Raw genomic sequence first — 22120 nt, 5'->3', positions numbered from 1 at the left:
ACACGAATTGTGCAGTATTGATATGGCTTCAATCCCCCTCGCACTCACAAAATAACCAGTTCCACGCGCAAGTTCTACATATTTATAAGCCACGGGTCAGTATAAAATATTATATAAGTTTGACAAAAAATATGGTCAAAAATAAGCAAACTCATCTTTAGGTCATTAAAAATAATCATAATTAGCCATTACCAAATCATCTCCCTGCGGGCAGATGTGATATAAAATATAACCTATCTATTTTTGCGATCGCAACTTCAAACCAATGGCACGTCTAGCACTTCTGAGCACATCCAATAAAACCGGACTAATCGACTTAGCGCGCAGTCTAGTAGAAGAATTTGAATTTGACATAATTAGTAGTGGCGGGACAGCAACTGCCCTCAAAGAAGCAGGCATCCCAGTCACCAAAGTTGCGGAATATACTGGTTCTCCCGAAATTTTGGGAGGGCGAGTCAAAACACTTCACCCACGAATCCACGGTGGCATTTTAGCGCGCCGCGATGTACCGGAAGACCTCGCAGATTTAACCGCAAATCAAATTCGGGCGATCGATTTAGTTGTAGTCAATTTGTATCCATTTGAAGAGACAATTTCTAAACCAGGAGTTACTCTAGCAGACGCAATTGAGCAGATAGATATCGGCGGGCCAGCCATGTTGAGAGCTTCCGCCAAAAACCACGCTCATTTGACAGTTTTGTGCGACCCAGAACAGTACAATACTTATTTAAAAGAACTGCGGGAAAATGGCGGCGAAGCATCCTTAGAGTTTCGGCAAAAATGTGCGCTAGAAACCTTCAAACATACAGCAAACTACGATCGCGCGATCGCAACTTATCTCAGCAGCAGCCAATCCGCTGAAAAATCTGCGCTACCAGACGAGTTTGATTTATCAGGAAAAGAGTTGCAAACTCTGCGCTACGGCGAAAATCCCCATCAAGCCGCCACCTGGTATCAAAGCGGAAGTACACCCACAGGCTGGACGACTAGCACCATCCTGCAAGGCAAAGAATTAAGCTACAATAATTTAGTAGATTTAGAAGCAGCAAGGCGGCTAATCGTAGAATTCCCCGACACACCCGCGGCCGCTATTCTGAAGCATACAAATCCTTGCGGCACAGCCTTGGGAACAACTATTTCTGAAGCTTATCAAAAAGCCTTCGATACCGATTCAGTCTCAGCTTTCGGCGGCATTGTCGCCCTCAATCGCCCGATTGATGCTGCTACCGCAACGGCGTTAACTAAAACATTTTTAGAATGTATCGTCGCGCCGGGGTGCGAACCAGAAGCCGAAGAAATTATCAAGAAAAAGGCGAAAGTTCGAGTATTAATTTTACCAGATTTGACTCAAGGGCCTCCACAAACTGTTAAAATAATTGCAGGCGGTTTGCTGGTGCAAGAATCAGATAATGTAGTAGAAGAAACTAGCAAATGGCGGATTGTTACTGAGAAACAGCCGACGGCGGCAGAGTTGGAAGAATTGCTGTTTGCTTGGAAAGTAGCGAAACACGTCAAATCAAATGCGATCGTTGTGACGCGCGATCGCACTACAATCGGTGTCGGCGCCGGACAAATGAATCGCGTCGGCTCAGTTAAACTAGCATTGGAACAAGCAGGAGACAAGAGTAAAGGAGCGATTTTGGCTAGTGATGGTTTCTTCCCCTTCGACGATTCAGTCAAAACTGCGGCTGAGGCGGGCATAATTGCGATCGTCCAACCGGGCGGAAGTATGCGCGATCGAGATTCCATTGAAGCCGCCAACCAACTCGGAATCACAATGGTTTTCACTGATATCCGCCACTTCTTGCATTAGTTTTTGTTAGGAATTATGCCTAGCAATTCTCGATTGTGTACCATATTGTAGGGATACAATAGTGTTCGCGGGTGTCAACTTAAGTCGAAAAGCTTTCATAAATCTCGTTTCTCCCCGAGTCTAGATCCCCCTAAATCCCCCTTAAGAAGGGGGACTTTGAGAAGAATCCAGTCCCGTCTTAAGACGGGAGACTTTGACACTCTTGTCTCCCCCTTAACAAGGGGAACTTTTACACTCTTGTCCCCCCCTTTTTAAGGGGGGTTAGGGGGGATCTGGAAGGCTATGACACCAATCAACACTGTTATGTCGTACCAAATTTCCAGTTGCGTCCTTCAAAAATTATGACTAGCACAATTCAACCGCAAATTAAACCCCAAGACGTAAAAGTCAAAATCCTGCTCACCGGCGGACATCAATGCACCGTCACCCTCAAATCTGATACACCTTTATTGCACAGCCTGATCAAAACATTAGTCGATCGCACTCAACAAACACCAGGTTTTTCCACCTTATTTCAAATCCCTATAGACGGAGGTCGTTCCGCCCTTTCTTTTCCCGGCGAAAACCTAGTCGGATTAGTCACCGAACCCCCAATTTACTTGCAGGAAATGCAACCGCAGCAGCCTGCAACTCCTGTAGAAATTCCCGCAGAAATTCCCGCCACAGAAATTCCCGCCCCAGCGCCGCCTGTAAATGACGACTTAATATCTCGCTACGCCCAAATTGACAACTTTTTGACACCTGCTGAAAAAAACAAACTCATTAAATATGTCTTAGCAAAAGAATCAGAATTTGTGACTACCAGCACCTCAACCAATGCCGAAGATTACCGCCGTTCGATGGTACTCCATTCGTTCCCCGAATTTTCCGATTTGATGGTTAATCGCATCAAAGCAATTCTCCCCGACGTGCTGCAAAAATTAAATATTCCCTCATTTCCGCTTGGTGAGATAGAAGCTCAGTTAACCATGCACAATGACAACAACTTTTATAAACTTCACAACGACAGCGGCTCGCCAGATACCGCAAGCAGATTTTTTACTTACGTTTACTATTTCTATCGAGAACCCAAGGCTTTTTCAGGCGGCGAATTGCAGATTTATGACAGCAAAATCGAGAACAATTTTTATGTAGCTGCCGAGACATTCAGAACTGTTGAACCGCGCAATAATAGCATCGTATTTTTTCTGAGTCGCTATATGCACGAAGTTCTGCGAGTTAGCTGTCCCTCGAAAGCTTTTGGTGATAGCCGGTTTACTATTAACGGCTGGGTACGCAAAGCAAATTGAGGTTAATATCGATTCCGGTTGCACCGGAATGCTTGTTGACTGTTGACTGTTGACTGTTGACTGTTGGTCGAAAAACTGAATGGTTGAGTGTTAACTGTTGCCTCGATTTTATTATTGCGATGCAACCGGAAACGATATCACCTAATTTTGTCATTCTGAGTGAAGCGAAGAATCTCAAATTATTGCCACACCGTTACAATGCGTAAGTTTCGATATGTGAGCTTCTTCGCTTCCCAAAGCCTCCCCTCAGAATGACAGAATTACCTTACTTAAAACTATTTTATTCTTACTCCAATGCTCCAGCACTTTTGAGCAATTTCACCACATTAGAATAACCCTTAAACTCAGCTAGCATTAAAGCTGTATAATTTCCCGGATTTTTGTGGTTTAGTTCTGCACGAGCATCAATTAAAATCTTTACTGCATCAGGATAACCCCGATGTGCTGCCCACATTAAAGCTGTTGCGCCCGAATCATCCAGCAAGTTGACATCCGCACCTTTTTCGACTAATAATTGGACGATCGCAATATAACCGCGATCGCACGCCTTCATTAAAGCCGTTTTCCCCAAATCCGCCGGGATATTCGGATCAGCACCGCCGTCAAGCAAAGCCTTCACCGTCTCGGTATGTCCGTGAAACGTAGCCAGCGTCAAAGCCGTCTCCCCAAAGTTTTTCGCATTCAGAAACTCAGCCCGATTTGAGTTTACTTTTTGCAGCAAAGCCGATACGATCGCACTATGGCCGTGAACAGCCGCCACCAGTAAAGGTGTATCGCCCAACCGATTTCTCGAACCGACACTAGCACCTCGGTTTAAGAGCAATTCCACTACATCTTCGCAGCCTTCAACCACCGCAAAATTCAAAGCAGTTTCATCATCTTTATCCTTAGCGTTGATATCGGCGCCAGCATCGAGTAAGATATGGGCGATCGCCGCATTTCCCCCAGCAGCAGCGGCCATCAAAGCCGTGCCCCCATCTCCATTTTTCACATTCGCATTAGCACCCACACCAAGCAAAGTTTGCACCACATCAGTATTGCCGGCATCCGCAGCCAAAGTTAAAGCAGTTTCGCCCTCTTTGTCGGGAATTTCGACATCAGCACCAGCAGCCAACAGCGCCTCGACAACAGCCAAATTTCCCGCCGTCGCAGCCAGCATCAAAGCAGTTTTGCTTTCTAGATTTTTAACATTAGCATCCGCCCCACAATTGAGCAAAATTCGCACAATTTCTGCGCTTCCTTGACGGACAGCTAAAAACAGCATAGAATTGTCAGCAACAGCACCCGCATCCACCAAAGCTTTTACAACAGCTTGATGGCCCGATAAAGCAGCTATTTTCAGAGCAGAATCTCCATCTTTATCTCGCACATTTACATCAGCATTAGCATCAAGTAACATCCGCACAACATTGATATCGCCCTTCAGAGAAGCCGCCATCAAAGCCGTACTTCCATCATCATTTTTAGCATTAACATCAGCACCCGCAGCCAGCAACAGCCGCACAGAGTCAGCCTGTTTGTGAGCCGCCGCCAGCATCAAAGCCGTTAGCCCAAAACGCCTGCTCACATGGTTGACATTAGCGTCATTGTTTAGTAGAGCACGCACGATTTCTGTATAGCCCTTTTGGGCAGCAAACATCAAAGCCGTCGTCCCCTCAGAGTCTTTGGCGTTAGCGTTAACACCCTTAGCGAGTAAAGCTTGGAGGTGAATAATGTTGCCAGTCTTGGCGGCTTGAATCAATACAGCGTCTTGTTTAGTGGCAGGCATAATAGTCTCTCATACCGTATATTTTTACCATCACATGAGACGGCCTGACTGGTATGCTAAGTTTTATGAAGTACGTTTGCTAATCCTCAGAACACTATGAATCTCGAAATTCCTCAGTCAGTGAAAGTTTGGAGCCAATTCTTCCACCCAGTTTTAATGTGGGTACTGCTGGCCATCTCATTTTATGCTTTGTATCTCGGCCTGCAAATCCGACGTACCAGAAGCGCCGAAGGCGAAGTCAAAAAAGAGTTAATTAAGGGCAAATTCAACATCAAGCATCACCAGATGGGTTCTTTGCTGCTAGCCTTGATGGTAACGGGTGCAGTGGGCGGAATGGCCGTCACCTACATCAACAACGGCAAACTATTTGTCGGGCCACACTTGCTAGCAGGGTTGGGAATGACGGCAATAATTGCGATCGCAGCCTCGCTGACTCCTTTGATGCAAAAAGGCAGTGATTGGGCGAGAAACACTCACATCTTTCTGAATATTGTGCTTTTGGGGCTGTTTGGCTGGCAAGCGGTATCAGGAGTGGAAATCCTGCAAAGAATTATCAGCAAAATGTGAGGATTTGGGTAAGATTGCTAATTGCTAATTGCCGTGAGGCGATTAGTGATTAGCAATTAAGTTGCCATATTTATTAGATGTTTGACTAGCCCAGCGTTGAGTTATAGGTAAAAAACATGAACCATGATGATTTAGTCAAGATACTAGAGAGTATTGTTCCTATATATGCCTTAAATAAAAGTTCGACATTGACAGCCGAAGAATTAGCGAATGAGCTGATTAATGCTGTTGACCAATCTGAAGAACTCTCTAACTTATCAAAAGAAGAGAAACAGCGTTTTTGCCAAAAAATGAATGATTTGTTGATGCCTAATTTTTTAGAATTTCCATCAAAAGGAAAAAATGTTTTAGAAAGCCAGGTAGAACTCGAAGCAGAGTTTAAGAAGTTCGCCGAAGAATGGCGCGTCGAGACAGGGATGCTATCATTAGTTACACAGAAATCAATGCACCCGGCTTATCAGAGAATAATCGGCATGGGACAGCCAGTTATCCCGTTGATTTTGCGTGACCTCGAACAAAAGCCAGACCATTGGTTTTGGGCGTTGAGGGCAATTACTGGTGACAATCCGGTAAAACCCGAACAGCGCGGCCGAAGGTCGCAAATGGCCCAAGCCTGGATACAATGGGGAAAAGAACACGGTTATGAGTGGTAGGCTAGAGTACCGAAAAATATTGAGATTTCCTAACTTAGAGCTTACTGAATATCAAGTAACAATTGAAGAAACAATAGACTAAAGTTAAATTGAGCGAAAAATTTATAAGCTTAATTAGGAAGTTTTTTGAAATCGAAAGGAGGAAATCTATGCTAGAAAACCTGATCAAATACTTTGTCTACGCAACAAAAGGCTATATTACAAAAACGCAGTTAATCAAGTTTGTGTACTTAGCTGATCTTTATGCGGTCAAATGGACAGACAAGCAGCTTACTGATTTAGATTGGTGTTATTATTACTTTGGCCCTTGGAATGAAGGCATAGAGGCTGTTTTAAATCAAATGAATGGCAAGGAAATTGTTCAAGAATCTCAGGGAGAGAGTATATTCATCAGACTTGGTGAGGGAGCTGGTAATGTGGATGATTTAAAGTTACCTTTAGGTCTGAAGCTCATACTTGACAACATCAGGAGAGAATGGGCAGGTTCAGGAGAGGATAAACTGAATCAGTTACTAGAATATGTCTATAGCACTGCTCCCATGCTTGAGGTTAAATATAGCCACGAACCAGAGGAACAGGTGAGACTTAATCTGTACAAAGAAAGAGAAAAGTTAATGAGTGAATTGGGGTGAGCGAGTGGCTGGACAAAAACCGCGTCAAGGTTGGATTTATTTTATCAATCCCTATAGAGTATCTCTCCGTTGCAAACTCGGTCATCATCATATTTATGAGATAAATGAACCAGGGGAGATTGAGTGCAAGACAATTTCTTGCACTCAGGTGATTAATTCGAGTCGGGTTTTTCGGGGAGAGCATCCTTATATCGTTTGGACAAGTGACCAATTTCAAGATGAATCTAAATACATCCAAACTTTGACGCTGATTCCGTTGACTTCACAAGAAACCTATAAAGGTTTGCCAACTGTATATCCGATTAATTCTACAAGCACCAATGGTCTTTCTAATAATTCCTTCGCTCTAGTGCATCAGATATGTACTGTTGATGCTAACTGTTTTAAAGATTCGCAAGGGGATTGGCTTACGCGAGTTGGACAACTGGATAAAGCAGATAAGAAAGCGATAGAGGAACGTTTAAAGTATTTTTTAAATCTTGGGGATAATCCGGGTGAAGATTGGTTTATTAAAAATGCGTCTATAGAACTTTTGCAGAAAGTGTTTAATTCTCTAGCGGATGAAACCACAAAAAGTATGGCTATAGAAAAACTGATCGACGATTTGCGATCGTAGTCAATGAGTAGTAATTGATGGTAGAGGTCAAGAAGGTTTTTGCAGTGGACTTGAGCACTCTCGCTATATCCTGTTAACCTTCTCGATCGCCCAAACGGCATTTTAGCCACATCTAACAAAAATTAAAAAAGGCGGCACCCAGATTTGAACTGGGGGTGGAGGTTTTGCAGACCTCTGCCTTACCACTTGGCTATGCCGCCGTCACGTCTGAAATTTGACGTTTTCTTATAGTACACCAAATCTCGATTATTTCAACATATTTGTCAAAAATCTCGTGCAGCCAAGCTACCCCGTAGGGAATCGCCCTTTTTTCTCTATCCCCAAAACCCATCCGAGGCTATTCTAGAACTACATCGATCGCCCGCAACACCAGCCATGACACCAGTTTCTACCCTACTCGTCGCCCAAATCACCGACACTCACTTGTTTGCAGAGATCGATCGAGAATGGAAAGGCCTCTCAACAGCCCGCACCCTCCAAGCAGTTCTCGATCGCCTGCAACAGATACAGCCGCCGCCCGACTTACTCCTACTCACAGGCGACTTGTCCCAAGACGAAACACCAGAATCCTACCAGCGCCTCGTCTCCCTCATCGCCCCCCTAGGAATTCCCGCCTACTGGATACCTGGGAACCACGACAACATCCCAGTCATGGCAGAAATCTTAAATCAGTCGCCTCTTTCCCCAGAAAAATCATGGATGCTAGGAAACTGGCAATTTCTATTACTTTCGAGTGTGGAAGCCGGATGCGACGGCGGGCGGCTTTCCCCAGAAAGCTTGCATTGGCTGGACTCTCAACTGCAACAAACGGGCGATCGACCTGTTATCATTGCCTTGCACCATCATCCTTTGCCGATCGACTCTGAAATAATGGATGGAATGATGCTGCACAATGCCGATGAATTTTTGGCAATTGTCGATCGATATTCTCAAATCAAAATAGTCCTCTGCGGCCACATTCACCAAGAATTTCAACAACAGCGGGGCTCAGTTACCTACTTGGGGACACCCAGCACCTGCATCCAACTTTTACCCAAAAGCCATCCGATTATAGTTGACGAAATCCCGCCGGGATTTAGATTGCTTGAATTGGCGATCGACGGTACTTGGAACACCAGAGTTGAGCGAGTTGCTGCAAAATCGCCACTAACTTAATATTTTTTAGTCTGCCTAAAATAATTACTATCAAATTTACATTCTGTTGTCAATACATCAACAGATAGATTGTTTTTAGCAGCCCCATCTTTTATGATATTTATTAACCATAGATTGCAGACATACGTAAACTAGCGAGCTACGAACATAAATGTCGATCGCAATTTAACAAAACAGGAAAAACTCAATATATGTCTGAACTAAATGGCGTCATGATGCAGTATTTCCACTGGTACAGCCCCGACGACGGCAGCCTGTGGAATCAGCTAGCGAAATCTGCAAAAGATTTAGCCAAAATAGGCGTTACATCCCTTTGGTTGCCACCCGCCTATAAAGGAACTGGCGGCGGTATGGATGTAGGTTACGGCGTCTACGACTTATTCGATTTAGGCGAGTTCGACCAAAAAGGGTCGGTACGCACTAAATACGGCACAAAAGATGAGTATTTGGCCGCGATTAAAGCTGCACAAGATGCTGGAATTCGGATTTATGCTGATGTTGTCTTCAACCACAAATTAGGTGCAGATGCCGAAGAAGAAGCCGAAGCAACACCCTTCCATCCCGACAACCGGAATGACACCGTAGGCGAATATCAAAAAATCAAAGCTTGGACGCATTTTACCTTCCCCGGCCGCGACAAAAAATATTCCAGCATGGAGTGGCATTGGTGGCATTTTGACGCCATTGATTACAACGTTTACAACACAGAAACCCATGCCGTTTACCTGCTAAAAGGCAAAGAATTTGATCAAGGAGTAGACTTAGAAAAAGGTAATTTTGACTACCTGATGGGTTGCGATTTAGATATGGACAACCCAGAAGTCAGCGGGGAGTTAAAATACTGGGGTGAGTGGTATGTAGATACAACAAACGTTGACGGCTTTCGCTTCGATGCCGTCAAACACGTTAAAGCAGAATTTTTCCAAGAATGGTTGGAACACGTTCGTAACTATGTCAAACGCGACTTATTTGCAGTCGGCGAATATTGGTCTTACGAAGTGGAAGCTTTGCACTACTTCATCCAAGCAACGGACGGTAAAGTCTCCTTATTTGACGCGCCCCTCCACTACAACTTCTACGCTGCTAGCAAAGCCGGCAATAGCTACGACTTACGAACAATTTTTGATAACACCCTCGTCCAACAGCAACCAGCCCTCGCCGTTACCTTGGTTGACAACCATGATTCTCAACCATTACAATCCCTAGAATCTGTTGTCGAGGCTTGGTTTAAACCTCTTGCCTACGCTTTAATTCTGCTGCGGCGCGAAGGATATCCGTGCATTTTTTACCCGGATTATTACGGCGCTAACTATAAGGATACAGCAAACGATGGCAACGAATACGAGATTTGGTTAGACAAACATCAGTTTATTCTCGATAAATTCTTGTTAGCGCGCCAAACCTATTCCTACGGGAATCAGTACGATTACTTCGACCACGCCAACACTATTGGCTGGACGCGACTTGGAGATGAAGAACATCCGGGCGGCATGGCTGTGGTACTCAGTAACGGAGGCGATGGCACTAAGTTTATGGAAGTCGGACAACCGAATCGAACTTATATTGACATCACCGAACACATCCAAGAACCAATCACAACTAATGATGATGGTTGGGCTGATTTTCGGTGTAACGCCGGTTCTGTTTCGGTCTGGGTGCCACAGCCGTAAGAACTGCGTTAAAACTGACGTACTCCTCTGCCTAAAGTAGGGTGTGCACTGCACACCTTACCGCTATAATTAGTAAATTAAACCACTTTTTACTTTCATGATTTTGATGACGGAAAGTTGTTTGTAGTGAGGACTAAAGTCCTCTCTCTAGTATTATTTTTATACTATGCGATCGCCAAAAAAAATATTTATCTAAAAAAATATGAAACTTTCAGAAAAAGTTGCAGTTATTACCGGCGGTGGGTCGGGAATTGGTCATGCAGCAGCAATTTTAATGGCCAAGGAAGGCGCCAAAGTTGCTATTATCGATCACATTTTGGAAACGGGGCAAGAAACCGTCCGCCAGTTGGTCAATGAAGGAGGCTGCGGGCTGGCTATTGCCGCAGATGTTGGAGATTCTCAGCAAATGCAAAAAGCGTTTCAAACAATTTTTGACAAATATCAAAGAATTGATATTTTGTTTGCAAATGCTGGTATTAACGGTGTATGGTCGCCGATAGAGGAGATAGAACCCGATGAGTGGGATCGGACAATTAACACCAACCTCAGAGGAACATTTTTGACTGTTAAGTATGCTATTCCTCATCTGAAAAAACAAGGAGGTTCAATTGTAATTACATCATCAATTAATGGCACCAGAAGTTTCAGGAAAGTTGGTGCAACGGCCTACGCTTGTTCAAAAGCTGCCCAAGTAGCCTTTGCAAAAATGCTGGCGCTAGAACTCGCAGCCTGCCAAATTAGAGTCAATGTAATCTGTCCGGGCGGTGTGCTGACTGCCATTGAGGAAAGCACCGTTAAGCGCCATCTCGATCGCATTCCAGTCGCGCCTGAGTCGATTCAAGATATGATTCCTTTGACTGATAATACCGCAGGTTCTAGCGAAGAAGTCGCCCAATTAGTGTTATTTCTGGTATCACATTCCTCCAGCTTCATCACAGGTACTGAAGTCTGGATTGATGGTGGCGGTTCTTTGATTTAACATCTCAATAGTTTATTTTTATCACTCGGCGGTTGAAACCGCTACTACACAAACGAAGTCCGCCTGCGCGGACTAAGAAATAAGAATTTCTAATGACTAACTCTCCATTGTTTAACAGCAGTTTGCAATGTCTGGGGCAGCCACTTATCGTACTGAGGATAAACAGGCAAACGCTGCACAAGTTGCCATCCCGCTGCTGCTAAAATTTCTGTTAAAGTTAGGTGTTGCAGGTGAGGATAATCGGGATTAACTTCATCCCGCGGCCCGATTCCTCCTAAATCTCTAGCACCTGCTTCTAAACAAGCAAGTAATATGTCGGGCTGTGCAACTAAATTCGGCGGAATTTGCAGCCTGATTTCAGATGGTAAAATGCTGCGGGCGATCGCAATTACTTCGGGCATTTTTGTAGCATCAAAAACTTCACCGTCCCAACTTTGCTGATTTCCCGGACTGTGTGGCTGGAGGATAACTTCTTGAATGTGATTGCAGGGCGAATGAATGCGGGCGATCGCCTCTAATGTCTCAATCCAATCTGCCTCACTTTCCCCAATTCCCAGCAGCAAACCAGTTGTAAACGGAATCTTTAATTCCCCAGCCCATTCTAACTGTTGCAGCCGCAACGCCGGCACTTTACTCGGTGCGTGCCGATGAACAGTTTGTAACAAATGTGGGGCAAGCTGTTCTAGCATCAGCCCCATCGATACATTCACCTCTTTTAACAGTGCCATCTCCTCAAAGCTGAGCGGCCCCACATTAGTATGCGGCAAAAATCCCAGAGCAAGTGCCAGTTCGCACAAATCGTAAATCCGCTGCAACCAAGCTTTTCGCCGTTGACTGTGAGGATGTACCTCGCCGCTGAGGATGAGAATTTCAATTACACCTTGAGTTTGCAGCAAGTTGAGCTGTTTCTCGGCTTCTGCGAGTGTCAGCCAAGGACTTTGCAGCGGTTCGGCCCGAAAATTGCAATAGGTGCAGCGGTTAAAACACTCGTAAGTGGGAACCAGAGTATAAGCAGGGCTGTAGGTGACGGTGCGGGACATTCCTTGGGATTTTTATCGATCGGACTTGTGCAACAACATATATATGTCAATGGGAGTTTTGCGGTTGGCGATCGCAACCCTTCATCTATCTTAACACTGACACAAGTCCCGAATCTCGTTGTCCAGGTAGATTATGAGTATTCTTCATTGGTGGGCGATCGTCCCCAAATTCCCCCTTCTGCTTTTAAACTCCTTGTACAGCAAGCCTCCTGGCTTTTAATAAGCATTGCTTATGATAAACATAAGAAAAAATGTGCTTAAAAGTCCTTTACAAACCGAAATAAAAGCTTTATGTTTATTTACATGGCGGAACACAAAGCCGTCACGAACATTGACAACCAAATACAGCAATCATAAACAAATGACAACAACCTTACAGCAGCGCGAAAGCGCCAACGTCTGGGAACGCTTTTGTGAGTGGGTAACATCAACCGACAACCGCATTTATGTAGGTTGGTTCGGAGTCTTGATGATTCCCACCTTGCTCAGCGCCACCATCTGCTACATCATCGCCTTCATCGCTGCCCCTCCAGTGGACATCGACGGCATCCGCGAACCAGTAGCAGGTTCCTTAATGTACGGTAACAACATCATCACAGGTGCTGTTGTTCCTTCATCCAACGCCATCGGCTTGCACTTCTACCCAATCTGGGAAGCAGCTTCCCTCGATGAGTGGTTGTACAACGGCGGCCCTTACCAATTGGTAATTTTCCACTTCCTGATCGGTGTATTTTGCTACATGGGTCGTGAATGGGAATTGTCCTACCGCTTAGGTATGCGTCCTTGGATCTGCGTCGCTTACTCTGCACCAGTTGCAGCAGCCACCGCAGTATTCTTGATCTACCCAATTGGTCAAGGTTCGTTCTCTGACGGTATGCCCTTGGGTATCTCCGGCACATTCAACTTCATGATTGTGTTCCAAGCCGAGCACAACATCCTGATGCACCCCTTCCACATGTTGGGAGTTGCTGGTGTCTTCGGTGGTTCTTTGTTCTCCGCAATGCACGGTTCTCTCGTTACTTCCTCTTTGGTTCGTGAAACAACCGAAACCGAATCGCAAAACTACGGTTACAAATTCGGTCAAGAAGAAGAAACCTACAACATCGTTGCAGCCCACGGCTACTTCGGTCGTTTGATTTTCCAATACGCTTCTTTCAACAACAGCCGTTCTTTGCACTTCTTGTTAGGTGCATGGCCAGTTGTCGGTATCTGGTTTACCGCTTTGGGTATCTCCACGATGGCTTTCAACTTGAACGGTTTCAACTTCAACCAATCGATTATCGACTCTCAAGGTCGTGTCATCAATACTTGGGCTGATGTGATCAACCGCGCTAACTTGGGTATGGAAGTGATGCACGAGCGCAATGCTCACAACTTCCCTCTCGACTTGGCTGCAAGTGAAGTCACTCCTGTAGCTTTGGTTGCTCCTTCTATCAATGGCTAAGTTTTAGTCTGAGATTACAAAAAGCGCTCCTAGTAATAGGGGCGCTTTTTGTTTGGGGAAAAATATTTAGAGACTTTATTAGGATATCTCGTCCGGTAAAATAACCGTGATAACTGACATCTTGCACTATTATTAATAAGTGTTTCACGGGCGGGCAGGATGCCGACCTCACAAGAAGAGATATACTGTTTGTGGAACAGGCAAGATGCCTATTATTGAGAATTGTGCAAGATGTCAGTTAGAAATTTTGTAGTCAATAATTCAGTCCCACAGAGTTTTATTATGAGGAATGAATTCCTCACTATAAATCAATTTTATTCGGGTTGTTCTAGCGGAAATAATATGATTAATAACTAATAACTAATAACTAATAACTAATAATTAATAATTAATAATTAATAACTAATAACTAATAACTAATAACTAATGACTATTGAGTTTGAGTATTCCGATGCAGCCGGAAACAAGATTAGCGGTAAGGATTCAATGCACAAATGGCTTTCGGTGGTGGGGATTGGCGAAGACGGACTTTCGGGATTGAGTGCGATCGCCCGACAACTACTCGATCGATCTCAAGTCGTTGTCGGCGGTGCCCGTCACCTCGCAATGCTACCAACCGACGACACCCGCGAACAATTGCTTTGGGCTTCGCCGCTACAAGCAACAGTCGATCAAATCATCCGCCGCCGGGGACAGTCTGTCTGCGTGCTAGCCAGCGGCGATCCGATGTGTCACGGAATTGGGGTAACACTGTCGCGCCAAATTCCCATTTCCGAAATGACTGTAATTCCCGCTGCATCGGCTTTTAGTCTTGCTTGCGCCCGTCTGGGCTGGGCTTTGGCGGATGTTGAGACTTTCAGTTTGACAAATCGCCCGATCGCATCGATCGCGCTTGCTTTGTCCCCCGGCGCACGCTTGCTGGTTTTAAGCGCAGATCGACACACGCCGGGAAAGGTGGCTGAATTGTTGACACAGCGGGGGTTTGGCAGCAGTTTGATGACTGTGTTCGAGCGGATGGGAGGGGATGCGGAACGGCGGATCGAGGGGGTAGCAGCAGCCTGGAATGCAGCGGATTTGGCGGATTTGAACACGATCGCGATCGCAGTTGCAGCCGATCGACAAACTCTTATCCTCCCCCGAACTGCGGGTTTGCCGGATGCTGCTTATCGCCACGACGGACAACTTACCAAGCGGGAGGTTAGAACCGTTACTCTGTCAACGTTAGCACCGATTCCGGGTGAGTTGCTTTGGGATGTGGGGGCGGGCTGCGGCTCGATCGCGATCGAATGGATGCGGAGTCATCCTCGGTGCAGGGCGATCGCGATCGAACGCCATCCGACTCGATTGCAATACATCGCTGAAAATGCCTCGACTTTCGGCGTTCCCGAACTCGGAATCGTTGCGGGAGAAGCGCCGGAAGCCCTGACAAATTTGCCTCAACCGAATGCTATTTTCATCGGCGGCGGTGTCACTGGAGAAGGTTTGCTAGAAACTTGTTGGAATGCTTTAGGTGAAGGCGGCAGATTAGTTGTGAATGCGGTGACAGTTGAGAGCGAAATTAAAGTTTTGCAATGGCACGATCGTTATGGCGGGGAACTAATTAGAATTGGGATTCAGCGAGTGGGGGCGATCGGTTCTTTTCAGGGTTGGAAACCGCTTGCACCGGTGACTCAGTGGGCGGTAGTTAAAAGCTAAAATGCGATCGATCTTTTTCCGAAAAAGCTATGGTCAATAAGGATATTATTGTGACCCTTTTGGCGCAATTGATGGTTGACTATCAAAACACTCTCATCAGAGCGCCAAGAGATAGCCCAGAGCTATATTGGCTCGGAGGAAGAGTTTCGCTGCTGGAAGAGCTTGAATTAGTAACAGTGAGCATTCGCGGTTATGCTAGTCAGATTGAGGCTGGCCCAGGGGTTGAGAAGCGCGAAGAAGCGATCGCAGATTTACATCAGCTTAGGGTGTTCGATCTTTCTGCGATCGCTCAGTTTTATGATGAGACGCGATCGGGCTATCTTCAAATGCGGTCTTATATCCGAATGCTAGATTATTTGCGATTGCTGGTTTTGGAATATTTGCAGATGGAATAGAGCAGGAATTTGGGAAATAAGATGAACGATAAAGAACTAGCAACCGCATTAAAAATTCCCGTAGAACTGCCATTTATTCAGGCTATATGCTGGCAACTTACTAATGTCAAAAATCTGATTTTCCAGGAAATGCTATGCCACTACGCATCAGGCTGGCATTATTGGGGGGTTTTGGGAAAACCCAACGGGAGCATCTCAATGAAAGCAGGCAGGCTAGAAATCTAAGTTTTGAGGCAGGAGGCAGGAGGCAGGAGATAGGAGGAAAGAGGAAGAAGGAAGAAGCCAGAAGAAGTGTTTTTACAAATATGAGATGCTCCCAACCCAACTCTGAGGAACGGGCTTTTATTCAACAAATCAGCCAACACTATCAATCTTGGCTGGTAGCGGAAATCGGCAGCATTAGCCAGCCCCATAAAACTGAAAAATGGGTAAATTTTCAACCAATGTTTAAACGCGAAATTCATCAACAAATATTAACTGTACTCAGCCAGTTGAATGTCGAGTTTTTATAGGAATGTCGCGCTTGTTTTGGCGGCGGAACCCTGGGTAAGCGAGCAATTTCTGGTTCATTGGACAACACCCTCAAAGTCTGGGATTTAACAACTCGAAAGGAACAATTTACTCTAGAAGGTCACAGCAATTGAGTAAATGCAGTCGCCGTCACTGGTGATGGCAAGCAGGCAATTTCCGGTTCACTTGATAACACCATCAAAGTCTGGGATTTAACCACTGGAAGGGGACAGTTTACTTTCACAGGTCATGGTGACTGGATAAATGCAGTTGCTGTTAGTGCTGATGGCAAGCGGGCGATTTCTGGTTCAAGAGATAATACCCTCAAATTCTGGGATTTGTCAAGTGGAAATGTCATTGCTAGTTTCACGGGTGAAAGTTCGATCGCCTGTTGCGCTATTGCACCCGATGGAGTAACAATTGTGGCAGGCGACGAATCCGGCACAGTATATTTCCTACGGCTAGAAGGGATGGAGGCACTAGCATGAATTCCTCACCTCTCTCAACTCCCATCTCTACCGATTCTTATCCAAAAGAATTTCAGCAACTCCTGCGAGAAAAAACCGAGAATTTTGCAGGGCGCGAATTTGTTTTTTCTGCCATTTCCAACTTTTGTTACCTGCCATTAACGAGAATTCGCACCCCGATGCTAATCTGGGAGAGTCCTCACTTGTCTCTGAACTTCCTCCCGGTTTAGCAGCCTATTATCAAAATCACTGGCTGCGGATGAGAGGTGATGGTTTATCGGCGATCGAGTTGTCTGTGCTGAATGTTTTGGTAAAATCCACAACAGGTTTGTCTGTAAGTGCGATCGCCAATATACTTGATCTGGATGAATACGATGTTGAAAAAGTGTTATACAATTGGATCGAGTTCTTAAATAAGCAGGAAATAGGAGGAGAAACTTGGTATAATTTGTATCATGATAGTTTCCGCGAATGGTTAGGCAAACACTCTATTTTAGAATAATGAGTTTACCTAGATTTGCATTTCTTCTCTTCAGTTCGCGGAGGCGGACTTTGTTTCTGTAGACGCGATTTAAATCGCCGAGTTATATCAAAAAAAATACAACAATGAAACGAGCAGTATTTCTTGACAGAGATGGCGTTCTCAATATCGAAGCCGGCTACATCCACAAAGTAGAAGATTTGCATTTAATCCCCGGAGTAGCCGAAGCTGTACGCCGTTTAAATGACAAACAAATATTTTGCTGTTTAGTTTCCAATCAATCGGGTCCGGCGAGGGGTTATTATCCGGTTAGCCACGTAGAAGCTTTGCACAAACGCCTCTGTCAGCTATTAGAAAATGAAGCCGGAGCCAAGTTAGATGCTCTTTATTACTGTCCTTATTTAAGCGCAGCAGAAGGCGGAACAAACCCAGAATTTACGCGGTATACAACGTGGCGAAAACCGAATACAGGGATGTTGGTAGCGGCTGCTTGGGAACAGGATTTAGATTTGCGAAATAGTTTTATGGTCGGGGATAAAGCGACTGATGTTGATATGGCTCACAATGCCGGCTGTACGGGTATTTTGGTGCAGACGGGTTACGGAGAAAGCGTGTTGAGTGGGGAGTATCAGCACCATGCTAAACCGGATTTTATTGCAGCAAATTTAGCGGTGGCGGTGGAGTGGATTTTGCAACACTTTGATTAGTGTTTGTAGTGGTATTTAAGTTGTTTCTCGTTGAGTCTTACAGAAAAGTGCTACGTAAGGAAGCGCGACTGTGAAGGTTGTACCGATGCCCATTTTGCTTTCGCAGGCGATCGCGCCTCCTTGCAATTCCACAGCTTTTTTAACAATTGTTAATCCCAAACCATTACCTTTAACCTTCCCAGTATTCTTGCAGCGGTAAAACATTTCAAATATTTTCCCTACTTCAGTTTCTGGGATGCCGATACCTTCGTCTCGGATACGTATAATTAGTAAGGGGGAGTTAATATTTGTAAATTGGTAATTGGGAAACAAACACTGAGGAGACAAGCAGAAAATAGGTTCTTTGTCTCCTTCGCCTACTTGACGGTATTCCAATTCCAAGGCGACTTGCCCGCCGTTGGGAGAATATTTGATGGCGTTGACGATTAAGTTAGAAATAATGCCGTGCAGCAATTGTTGATCTAATATTGCACTGGTAACATCTGACGGGATTAATGTTAGTTTGTGCTTGGCTTCATTTCCTAACTGCATTTGAGCGAGCAAGTCTTGACAAAATTCGACTAAATTTATCGGTAATGGATTGCATTTGAGTTGGCCTGCTTCTGCTCTGCCCATGAACAGCATATCGTCGATTAGCTGGTTCATCTTTTGGGTAGCTGAGTGCACCAGCCGCAGGGTTCTAACTTGGGATTCGTCACTGCTGCGAGTTCGATCGAGATCCAGAAGTTCCGCAGAAATTAAAATCGCGTTGAGCGGGTTCCGTAATTCGTGAGCGGCCATTGAAATATACTGGTTTTGGCGGTGCGATTTTTCTTCCACCGACTCTCTGACTGCTTCCGCAGCTTTGAGAGATTCTCGCATCTTGGTTTCGATTTCGTGTCTGTGCATGGCAATCTCGATCGCCACCCGCAAATCATTTTGTTGAAATGGTTTGATAATATAACCGAATGGGTCTGTAAGTTTCGCTCTTTGCAGCGTTTGAGCGTCGGCATAAGCTGTTAAAAAGATTGTTGGCACATTCCTATTAATTCGGATTTTCTCGGCCGCTGTTACCCCGTCCATGTCACCTTTAAGCACTATGTCCATCAACACTAAATCGGGCGGGTTTTCTAGAGCTTTTTGAATTGCTTCTTCTCCTGAAGAAACTGTAGCTGTTACTGCATATCCCAGTTTTTTTAATCTGCCTGCTATGTCTTGGGCTACAATAACTTCATCTTCTACAACCAAAATTTTTACAGGGTTCATTTGTCCTTAAAGGCGCTGCCGATAATTTAACTCTTTGAAAATTAAAGTGTAGCAGGTTCCACACTGACTGTCAATGGCAATACTCGCCTCTAATTGGTAAGCCAACATTCTCACTAATCGCAATCCTAATGTTTCAGTATTTTCCACGTCAAAATCCGCCGGAAATCCGCGACCGTTATCTTGAATAGTTAAATGAAATTGGTGGTCATTTATTTCATAAAAATTAATAGCTATTTCACCAGCTAAACTTGAGACAAAGGCATATTTTAAAGAGTTAGAAACCAGTTCGTTAATAATTAAGCCACACGGAATTGCTGTTTCTATGTTTAAAGAAATGGGGTCAAGTTTGAGACTAAATTGGATTGAAGTGTTGCCACCACCAAAAGATTGATACAAATTAGCAACCAAGTTTTCGACGTAGGGGGGAACGTCGATGCGATCGAGATGTTCGGATTGATACAGTTGCTCGTGAATCAGAGCCATTGAATGGATGCGGGTCTGGCTTTCTTCAAATAAAGCTAGCGTGGGTTCGTCTTCAATGTATTGAGCTTGAAGTTGCAGCAGGCTGGAAATTACCTGCATATTATTTTTGACTCGGTGGTGAATTTCTTTGAGCAGTACTTCTTTTTCGCGGAGTGCTGCTTGGATGCGGGCATCGGTAAATTTGCGATCGCTGACATCTTCGCCAATACCCGCGATGCGGTAAATTGTGCCCGATTCGTCGTAAATGGGAAAAGCTCGATCGCACACCCAGCGCATTGTGCCGTCTGGCCGAAAAATCCGATATTCGGTACTGGTGGACTCGCCCTGCAACACTCGCCCCATTGCCTCTTGCAACAAATGTTTATCTTCTGGATGCACCCACTCCATCATTTTTAAGGGCTCGGCATATAATTCTTCCTTGCTGCGCCCCCAGATGTTTTCGTAAGCTGGACTCAGATACAATAAATCAGTGAATTCAGCAGACATTAGCCAGAAGGAATCTTGGATATTTTCTGCTAGTTGACGGAAGCGTTCTTCACTTTCACGGATGGTTTTTTCTGCCTGTTTGCTTTCACTTATATCTTCTGCAATACCAACGAGGCGGTAAACTTGACCAGCTTGATTTCTAATCGGAAAAGCCCGAGCGCGAATCCAGCGTATTTTGCCGTCCGGCCTGACAATTCGATATTCGATATCCTCTTCAGACTCAATTTGTTTAGTGAAGGTAGCAATAACGCGGTCGCGATCTTCTGGATGGAAGGACTCTGTAAAAAAGCGCCCGTAAGCATACAAATCAGCACAGCTTCTGCCCCAAACTTTTGCATAACCCGGACTGATATAAATAATTTCCTGGGGTTGAACGTTTAACATCCAAAATACGCTTTCAATGTTTTCTGCTAGCTGTCGGAACCTTTCTTCGCTCTCTTTCAGTGCTGCTTCGGTTTCTTTGCGATCGCTAATATCTTCTGTCACTACTACATTGTAAGTTGCCCCGCTCAGCGGTTCTTGGATGAGCGATACTGTAATATTTACCCAAACTACAGTGCCGTCTTTGTGCAGCAAGCGTTTTTCCATTTTAAAACTGTCAATTTCCCCGGCAAATAATTTCTTGTTTTGTTCTAAATCTGCATCTATATCTTCTGGGTAAGTAACGTCCATCCAAGTTCGCGACAGCAGTTCGCTCGCAGTATATCCCACTATCTCGCAGAATTTTTGATTGACTCGCAAATAGCGGCCTGTTTCGTCAGGGTGAGTAATGCCGACTGCCGCTTGTTCGACGGTTGCCCGAAAGCGTTCTTCACTATCTCTGAGGGTTGCTTCTGCTTTTTTGCGATCGCTAATATCGCGCTGCACGCCAAAATAGCCTACGATTCTCCCGTGGGAATCGTAAATGCAAATATAGTCGCCTTCCACCCAAATTATATCTCCGTCAAACTTGCGATTGTCATTTTCGATATGAATTCTGCCTTCATCAAAAAATTGCTTGATTATCTCTCTGCCGCCAGTAAAGTTGTGGGAGAATAAAGAGTCAAGCGTGCGGCCAATAAACTGTTCCCTAATACCTCCGTATTGAGCTATCAAAGCATCATTTGCCTTCGTTAGCCGCCCGTGAGTAAATACATAATCAAAAACTTTTTCTTTGTCAACTGTATCATCCCACTGCACTGGTTCGTCCAGCATCATAAAGAAAAAACCATCTAAAGATTGAGAGAAAAACAATTCTAGCTGTTCCTGGCTTTCCCGCAGAGCTTTTTCGGCGCGCCAGCGAGAGAGAATTTCTTCCTGCAATTGATCGTTGGCTGTTTTCAAGTCTTCAGTGCGCTTTTGATATTTAATTTCTAGCTGATTTGTGATTTCTTCCAGCGCTATTTCTGCCTGTTTTTTTTCGGTAATATCTTGAGTAACGACCATTCCTGCAAAAATTTCTTCCCGGTCGTTTTTAACTGGAGCAATTGTTGTTGAATAAACGCGATTGCCGTATTTATATTCAAAAGTATTCTCTTTTCCTGCCAAAGCAGCGCGATATGTAGTCTCAAAAAGGGGCAAATCTTCAGGTGGGGATACTTCCCACAATGTTTTGCCTTCCAACTGTTTTTTGGACAAACCAACTACTGCCAAACCTTGGCCGTCAACCAAAGTATAGCGCAAATCGCGATCGAACAAAAACACCGAGCCATTCGGATAATGTTTGATGAGAGTTCGGTACATTTCCTGACTTTTTTCCAGAGATGCGATTAACTGAATGCGATCGTCGTCGGTGATATCAAATTCAGTTGCCGAACCCGACAAGCCAGCATTTTCGACTGCTTTGAGTTGTGCTTCTAATTTCTGACACAATTCTCTCTGCTGCTGCAAATTCTCTTCGAGTTGCCGAATTTTTACTTTTTGCTCTGCTACTAATGCTTCGCAGGTTTCGAGAGGTCGATCGATCTTGGTAGGATCAATACACATAAGGGCTCTATGTTTTGCAGTTGCGGACTTGAGCTTTTTCAAGCCCATACTAACAAAGCT

At 44.8% G+C, this 22120-nt stretch carries 21 protein-coding genes, 1 tRNA gene and 1 pseudogene; 18 read left to right on the top strand and 5 right to left on the bottom strand.

The window, feature by feature from the left end:
* Positions 1 to 265 precede the first annotated feature (265 nt).
* Both purH and QUA43_RS16520 read left to right on the top strand, forming a co-directional pair.
* Positions 266 to 1813: a bifunctional phosphoribosylaminoimidazolecarboxamide formyltransferase/IMP cyclohydrolase gene (gene purH, locus QUA43_RS16525; protein WP_333375339.1), complete on the top strand. Its 1548-nt coding sequence runs from the start codon at positions 266 to 268 to the stop codon at positions 1811 to 1813.
* 341 nt (positions 1814 to 2154) lie between these two features.
* On the top strand, positions 2155 to 3102 hold the full coding sequence (locus QUA43_RS16520) for a 2OG-Fe(II) oxygenase (protein WP_333375337.1): 948 nt from the start codon (positions 2155 to 2157) through the stop codon (positions 3100 to 3102).
* A gap of 286 nt (positions 3103 to 3388) precedes the next feature.
* Here the strand turns inward: QUA43_RS16520 and QUA43_RS16515 are convergent, their stop codons facing one another.
* Positions 3389 to 4870, bottom strand: coding sequence for an ankyrin repeat domain-containing protein (locus QUA43_RS16515; RefSeq protein WP_333375335.1), 1482 nt, complete (start codon positions 4868 to 4870; stop codon positions 3389 to 3391).
* Between the two features lie 96 nt (positions 4871 to 4966).
* Between QUA43_RS16515 and QUA43_RS16510 the strand changes: the two genes are divergently transcribed.
* The 4 genes from QUA43_RS16510 (at position 4967) to QUA43_RS16495 (ending at position 7338) form a co-directional block, all read left to right on the top strand.
* Complete coding sequence (locus tag QUA43_RS16510) at positions 4967 to 5437, top strand: DUF4079 domain-containing protein (protein ID WP_333041475.1); 471 nt, start codon at positions 4967 to 4969, stop codon at positions 5435 to 5437.
* A 116-nt stretch (positions 5438 to 5553) separates the two neighbouring features.
* The gene (locus tag QUA43_RS16505; protein ID WP_333375333.1) at positions 5554 to 6090 is read left to right on the top strand and encodes a hypothetical protein; all 537 of its coding nucleotides are present in this window, start codon (positions 5554 to 5556) and stop codon (positions 6088 to 6090) included.
* A gap of 149 nt (positions 6091 to 6239) precedes the next feature.
* Positions 6240 to 6722: a type II toxin-antitoxin system antitoxin SocA domain-containing protein gene (locus QUA43_RS16500; RefSeq protein WP_333375331.1), complete on the top strand. Its 483-nt coding sequence runs from the start codon at positions 6240 to 6242 to the stop codon at positions 6720 to 6722.
* On the top strand, positions 6709 to 7338 hold the full coding sequence (locus tag QUA43_RS16495) for a type II toxin-antitoxin system PemK/MazF family toxin (protein ID WP_333375329.1): 630 nt from the start codon (positions 6709 to 6711) through the stop codon (positions 7336 to 7338). Before QUA43_RS16500 ends, QUA43_RS16495 begins: the two co-directional genes overlap by 14 nt.
* A gap of 129 nt (positions 7339 to 7467) precedes the next feature.
* Here the strand turns inward: QUA43_RS16495 and QUA43_RS16490 are convergent.
* Positions 7468 to 7538, bottom strand: a tRNA-Cys gene (locus QUA43_RS16490).
* A gap of 175 nt (positions 7539 to 7713) precedes the next feature.
* Between QUA43_RS16490 and cpdA the strand changes: the two genes are divergently transcribed.
* The 3 genes from cpdA (at position 7714) to QUA43_RS16475 (ending at position 11142) form a co-directional block, all read left to right on the top strand.
* Positions 7714 to 8493 carry a 3',5'-cyclic-AMP phosphodiesterase gene (gene cpdA, locus QUA43_RS16485; RefSeq protein ID WP_333375327.1) on the top strand — a complete coding sequence of 260 codons (780 nt, stop codon included), beginning with the start codon at positions 7714 to 7716 and terminating at the stop codon, positions 8491 to 8493.
* Positions 8494 to 8684: 191 nt separating this feature from the next.
* Positions 8685 to 10163 carry an alpha-amylase gene (locus QUA43_RS16480; RefSeq protein WP_333375325.1) on the top strand — a complete coding sequence of 493 codons (1479 nt, stop codon included), beginning with the start codon at positions 8685 to 8687 and terminating at the stop codon, positions 10161 to 10163.
* 202 nt (positions 10164 to 10365) lie between these two features.
* Complete coding sequence (locus QUA43_RS16475) at positions 10366 to 11142, top strand: SDR family NAD(P)-dependent oxidoreductase (protein ID WP_333375322.1); 777 nt, start codon at positions 10366 to 10368, stop codon at positions 11140 to 11142.
* Between the two features lie 89 nt (positions 11143 to 11231).
* On the opposite strand, the gene cofG is transcribed toward QUA43_RS16475, so the two are convergent.
* A complete protein-coding gene (cofG, locus tag QUA43_RS16470; RefSeq protein WP_333375321.1) occupies positions 11232 to 12182 on the bottom strand; it encodes a 7,8-didemethyl-8-hydroxy-5-deazariboflavin synthase subunit CofG in 951 nt (316 codons plus the stop codon).
* 361 nt (positions 12183 to 12543) lie between these two features.
* On the opposite strand from cofG, the gene psbA reads away from it, so the two are divergent.
* The 9 genes and pseudogenes from psbA (at position 12544) to QUA43_RS16425 (ending at position 17881) form a co-directional block, all read left to right on the top strand.
* Positions 12544 to 13626 (top strand): photosystem II q(b) protein, encoded by a 1083-nt coding sequence (gene psbA / locus QUA43_RS16465; protein WP_333070606.1) that lies wholly within the window; start codon positions 12544 to 12546, stop codon positions 13624 to 13626.
* 426 nt (positions 13627 to 14052) lie between these two features.
* Positions 14053 to 15321, top strand: coding sequence for a precorrin-6y C5,15-methyltransferase (decarboxylating) subunit CbiE (cbiE, locus tag QUA43_RS16460; RefSeq protein WP_333375319.1), 1269 nt, complete (start codon positions 14053 to 14055; stop codon positions 15319 to 15321).
* Between the two features lie 29 nt (positions 15322 to 15350).
* Positions 15351 to 15716, top strand: a complete 366-nt coding sequence (locus QUA43_RS16455; RefSeq protein ID WP_333375317.1) for a hypothetical protein — start codon at positions 15351 to 15353, stop codon at positions 15714 to 15716.
* Between the two features lie 21 nt (positions 15717 to 15737).
* Positions 15738 to 15941 (top strand): hypothetical protein, encoded by a 204-nt coding sequence (locus QUA43_RS16450; RefSeq protein ID WP_333375316.1) that lies wholly within the window; start codon positions 15738 to 15740, stop codon positions 15939 to 15941.
* A gap of 80 nt (positions 15942 to 16021) precedes the next feature.
* Entirely contained in the window at positions 16022 to 16228 is a 207-nt protein-coding gene (locus QUA43_RS16445) for a hypothetical protein (RefSeq protein WP_333375314.1), read from the top strand.
* A 144-nt stretch (positions 16229 to 16372) separates the two neighbouring features.
* Positions 16373 to 16426: pseudogene (locus tag QUA43_RS30870) on the top strand (hypothetical protein); the annotation flags it as partial.
* Complete coding sequence (locus QUA43_RS30865; protein WP_445301976.1) at positions 16424 to 16714, top strand: WD40 repeat domain-containing protein; 291 nt, start codon at positions 16424 to 16426, stop codon at positions 16712 to 16714. The pseudogene QUA43_RS30870 and the gene QUA43_RS30865, both read left to right, overlap by 3 nt.
* Before the next feature lie 124 nt (positions 16715 to 16838).
* Positions 16839 to 17195 (top strand): hypothetical protein, encoded by a 357-nt coding sequence (locus tag QUA43_RS16430; protein ID WP_333375309.1) that lies wholly within the window; start codon positions 16839 to 16841, stop codon positions 17193 to 17195.
* A gap of 104 nt (positions 17196 to 17299) precedes the next feature.
* Positions 17300 to 17881, top strand: coding sequence for an HAD family hydrolase (locus QUA43_RS16425; protein ID WP_333375308.1), 582 nt, complete (start codon positions 17300 to 17302; stop codon positions 17879 to 17881).
* A gap of 15 nt (positions 17882 to 17896) precedes the next feature.
* Here QUA43_RS16425 and QUA43_RS16420 read toward each other — a convergent pair whose 3' ends face one another.
* On the bottom strand, positions 17897 to 19126 hold the full coding sequence (locus QUA43_RS16420) for an ATP-binding protein (protein WP_333375305.1): 1230 nt from the start codon (positions 19124 to 19126) through the stop codon (positions 17897 to 17899).
* 6 nt (positions 19127 to 19132) lie between these two features.
* Positions 19133 to 22060, bottom strand: a complete 2928-nt coding sequence (locus QUA43_RS16415; RefSeq protein ID WP_333375303.1) for a PAS domain S-box protein — start codon at positions 22058 to 22060, stop codon at positions 19133 to 19135.
* Positions 22061 to 22120: the final 60 nt, after the last annotated feature.

This window comes from Microcoleus sp. N9_B4 (genome assembly GCF_036701635.1).
GTDB lineage: Bacteria > Cyanobacteriota > Cyanobacteriia > Cyanobacteriales > Microcoleaceae > Microcoleus.
The sequence above is the reverse complement of the archived record's forward strand: the minus strand, read 5'-3'. Positions and strand labels throughout refer to the sequence as shown.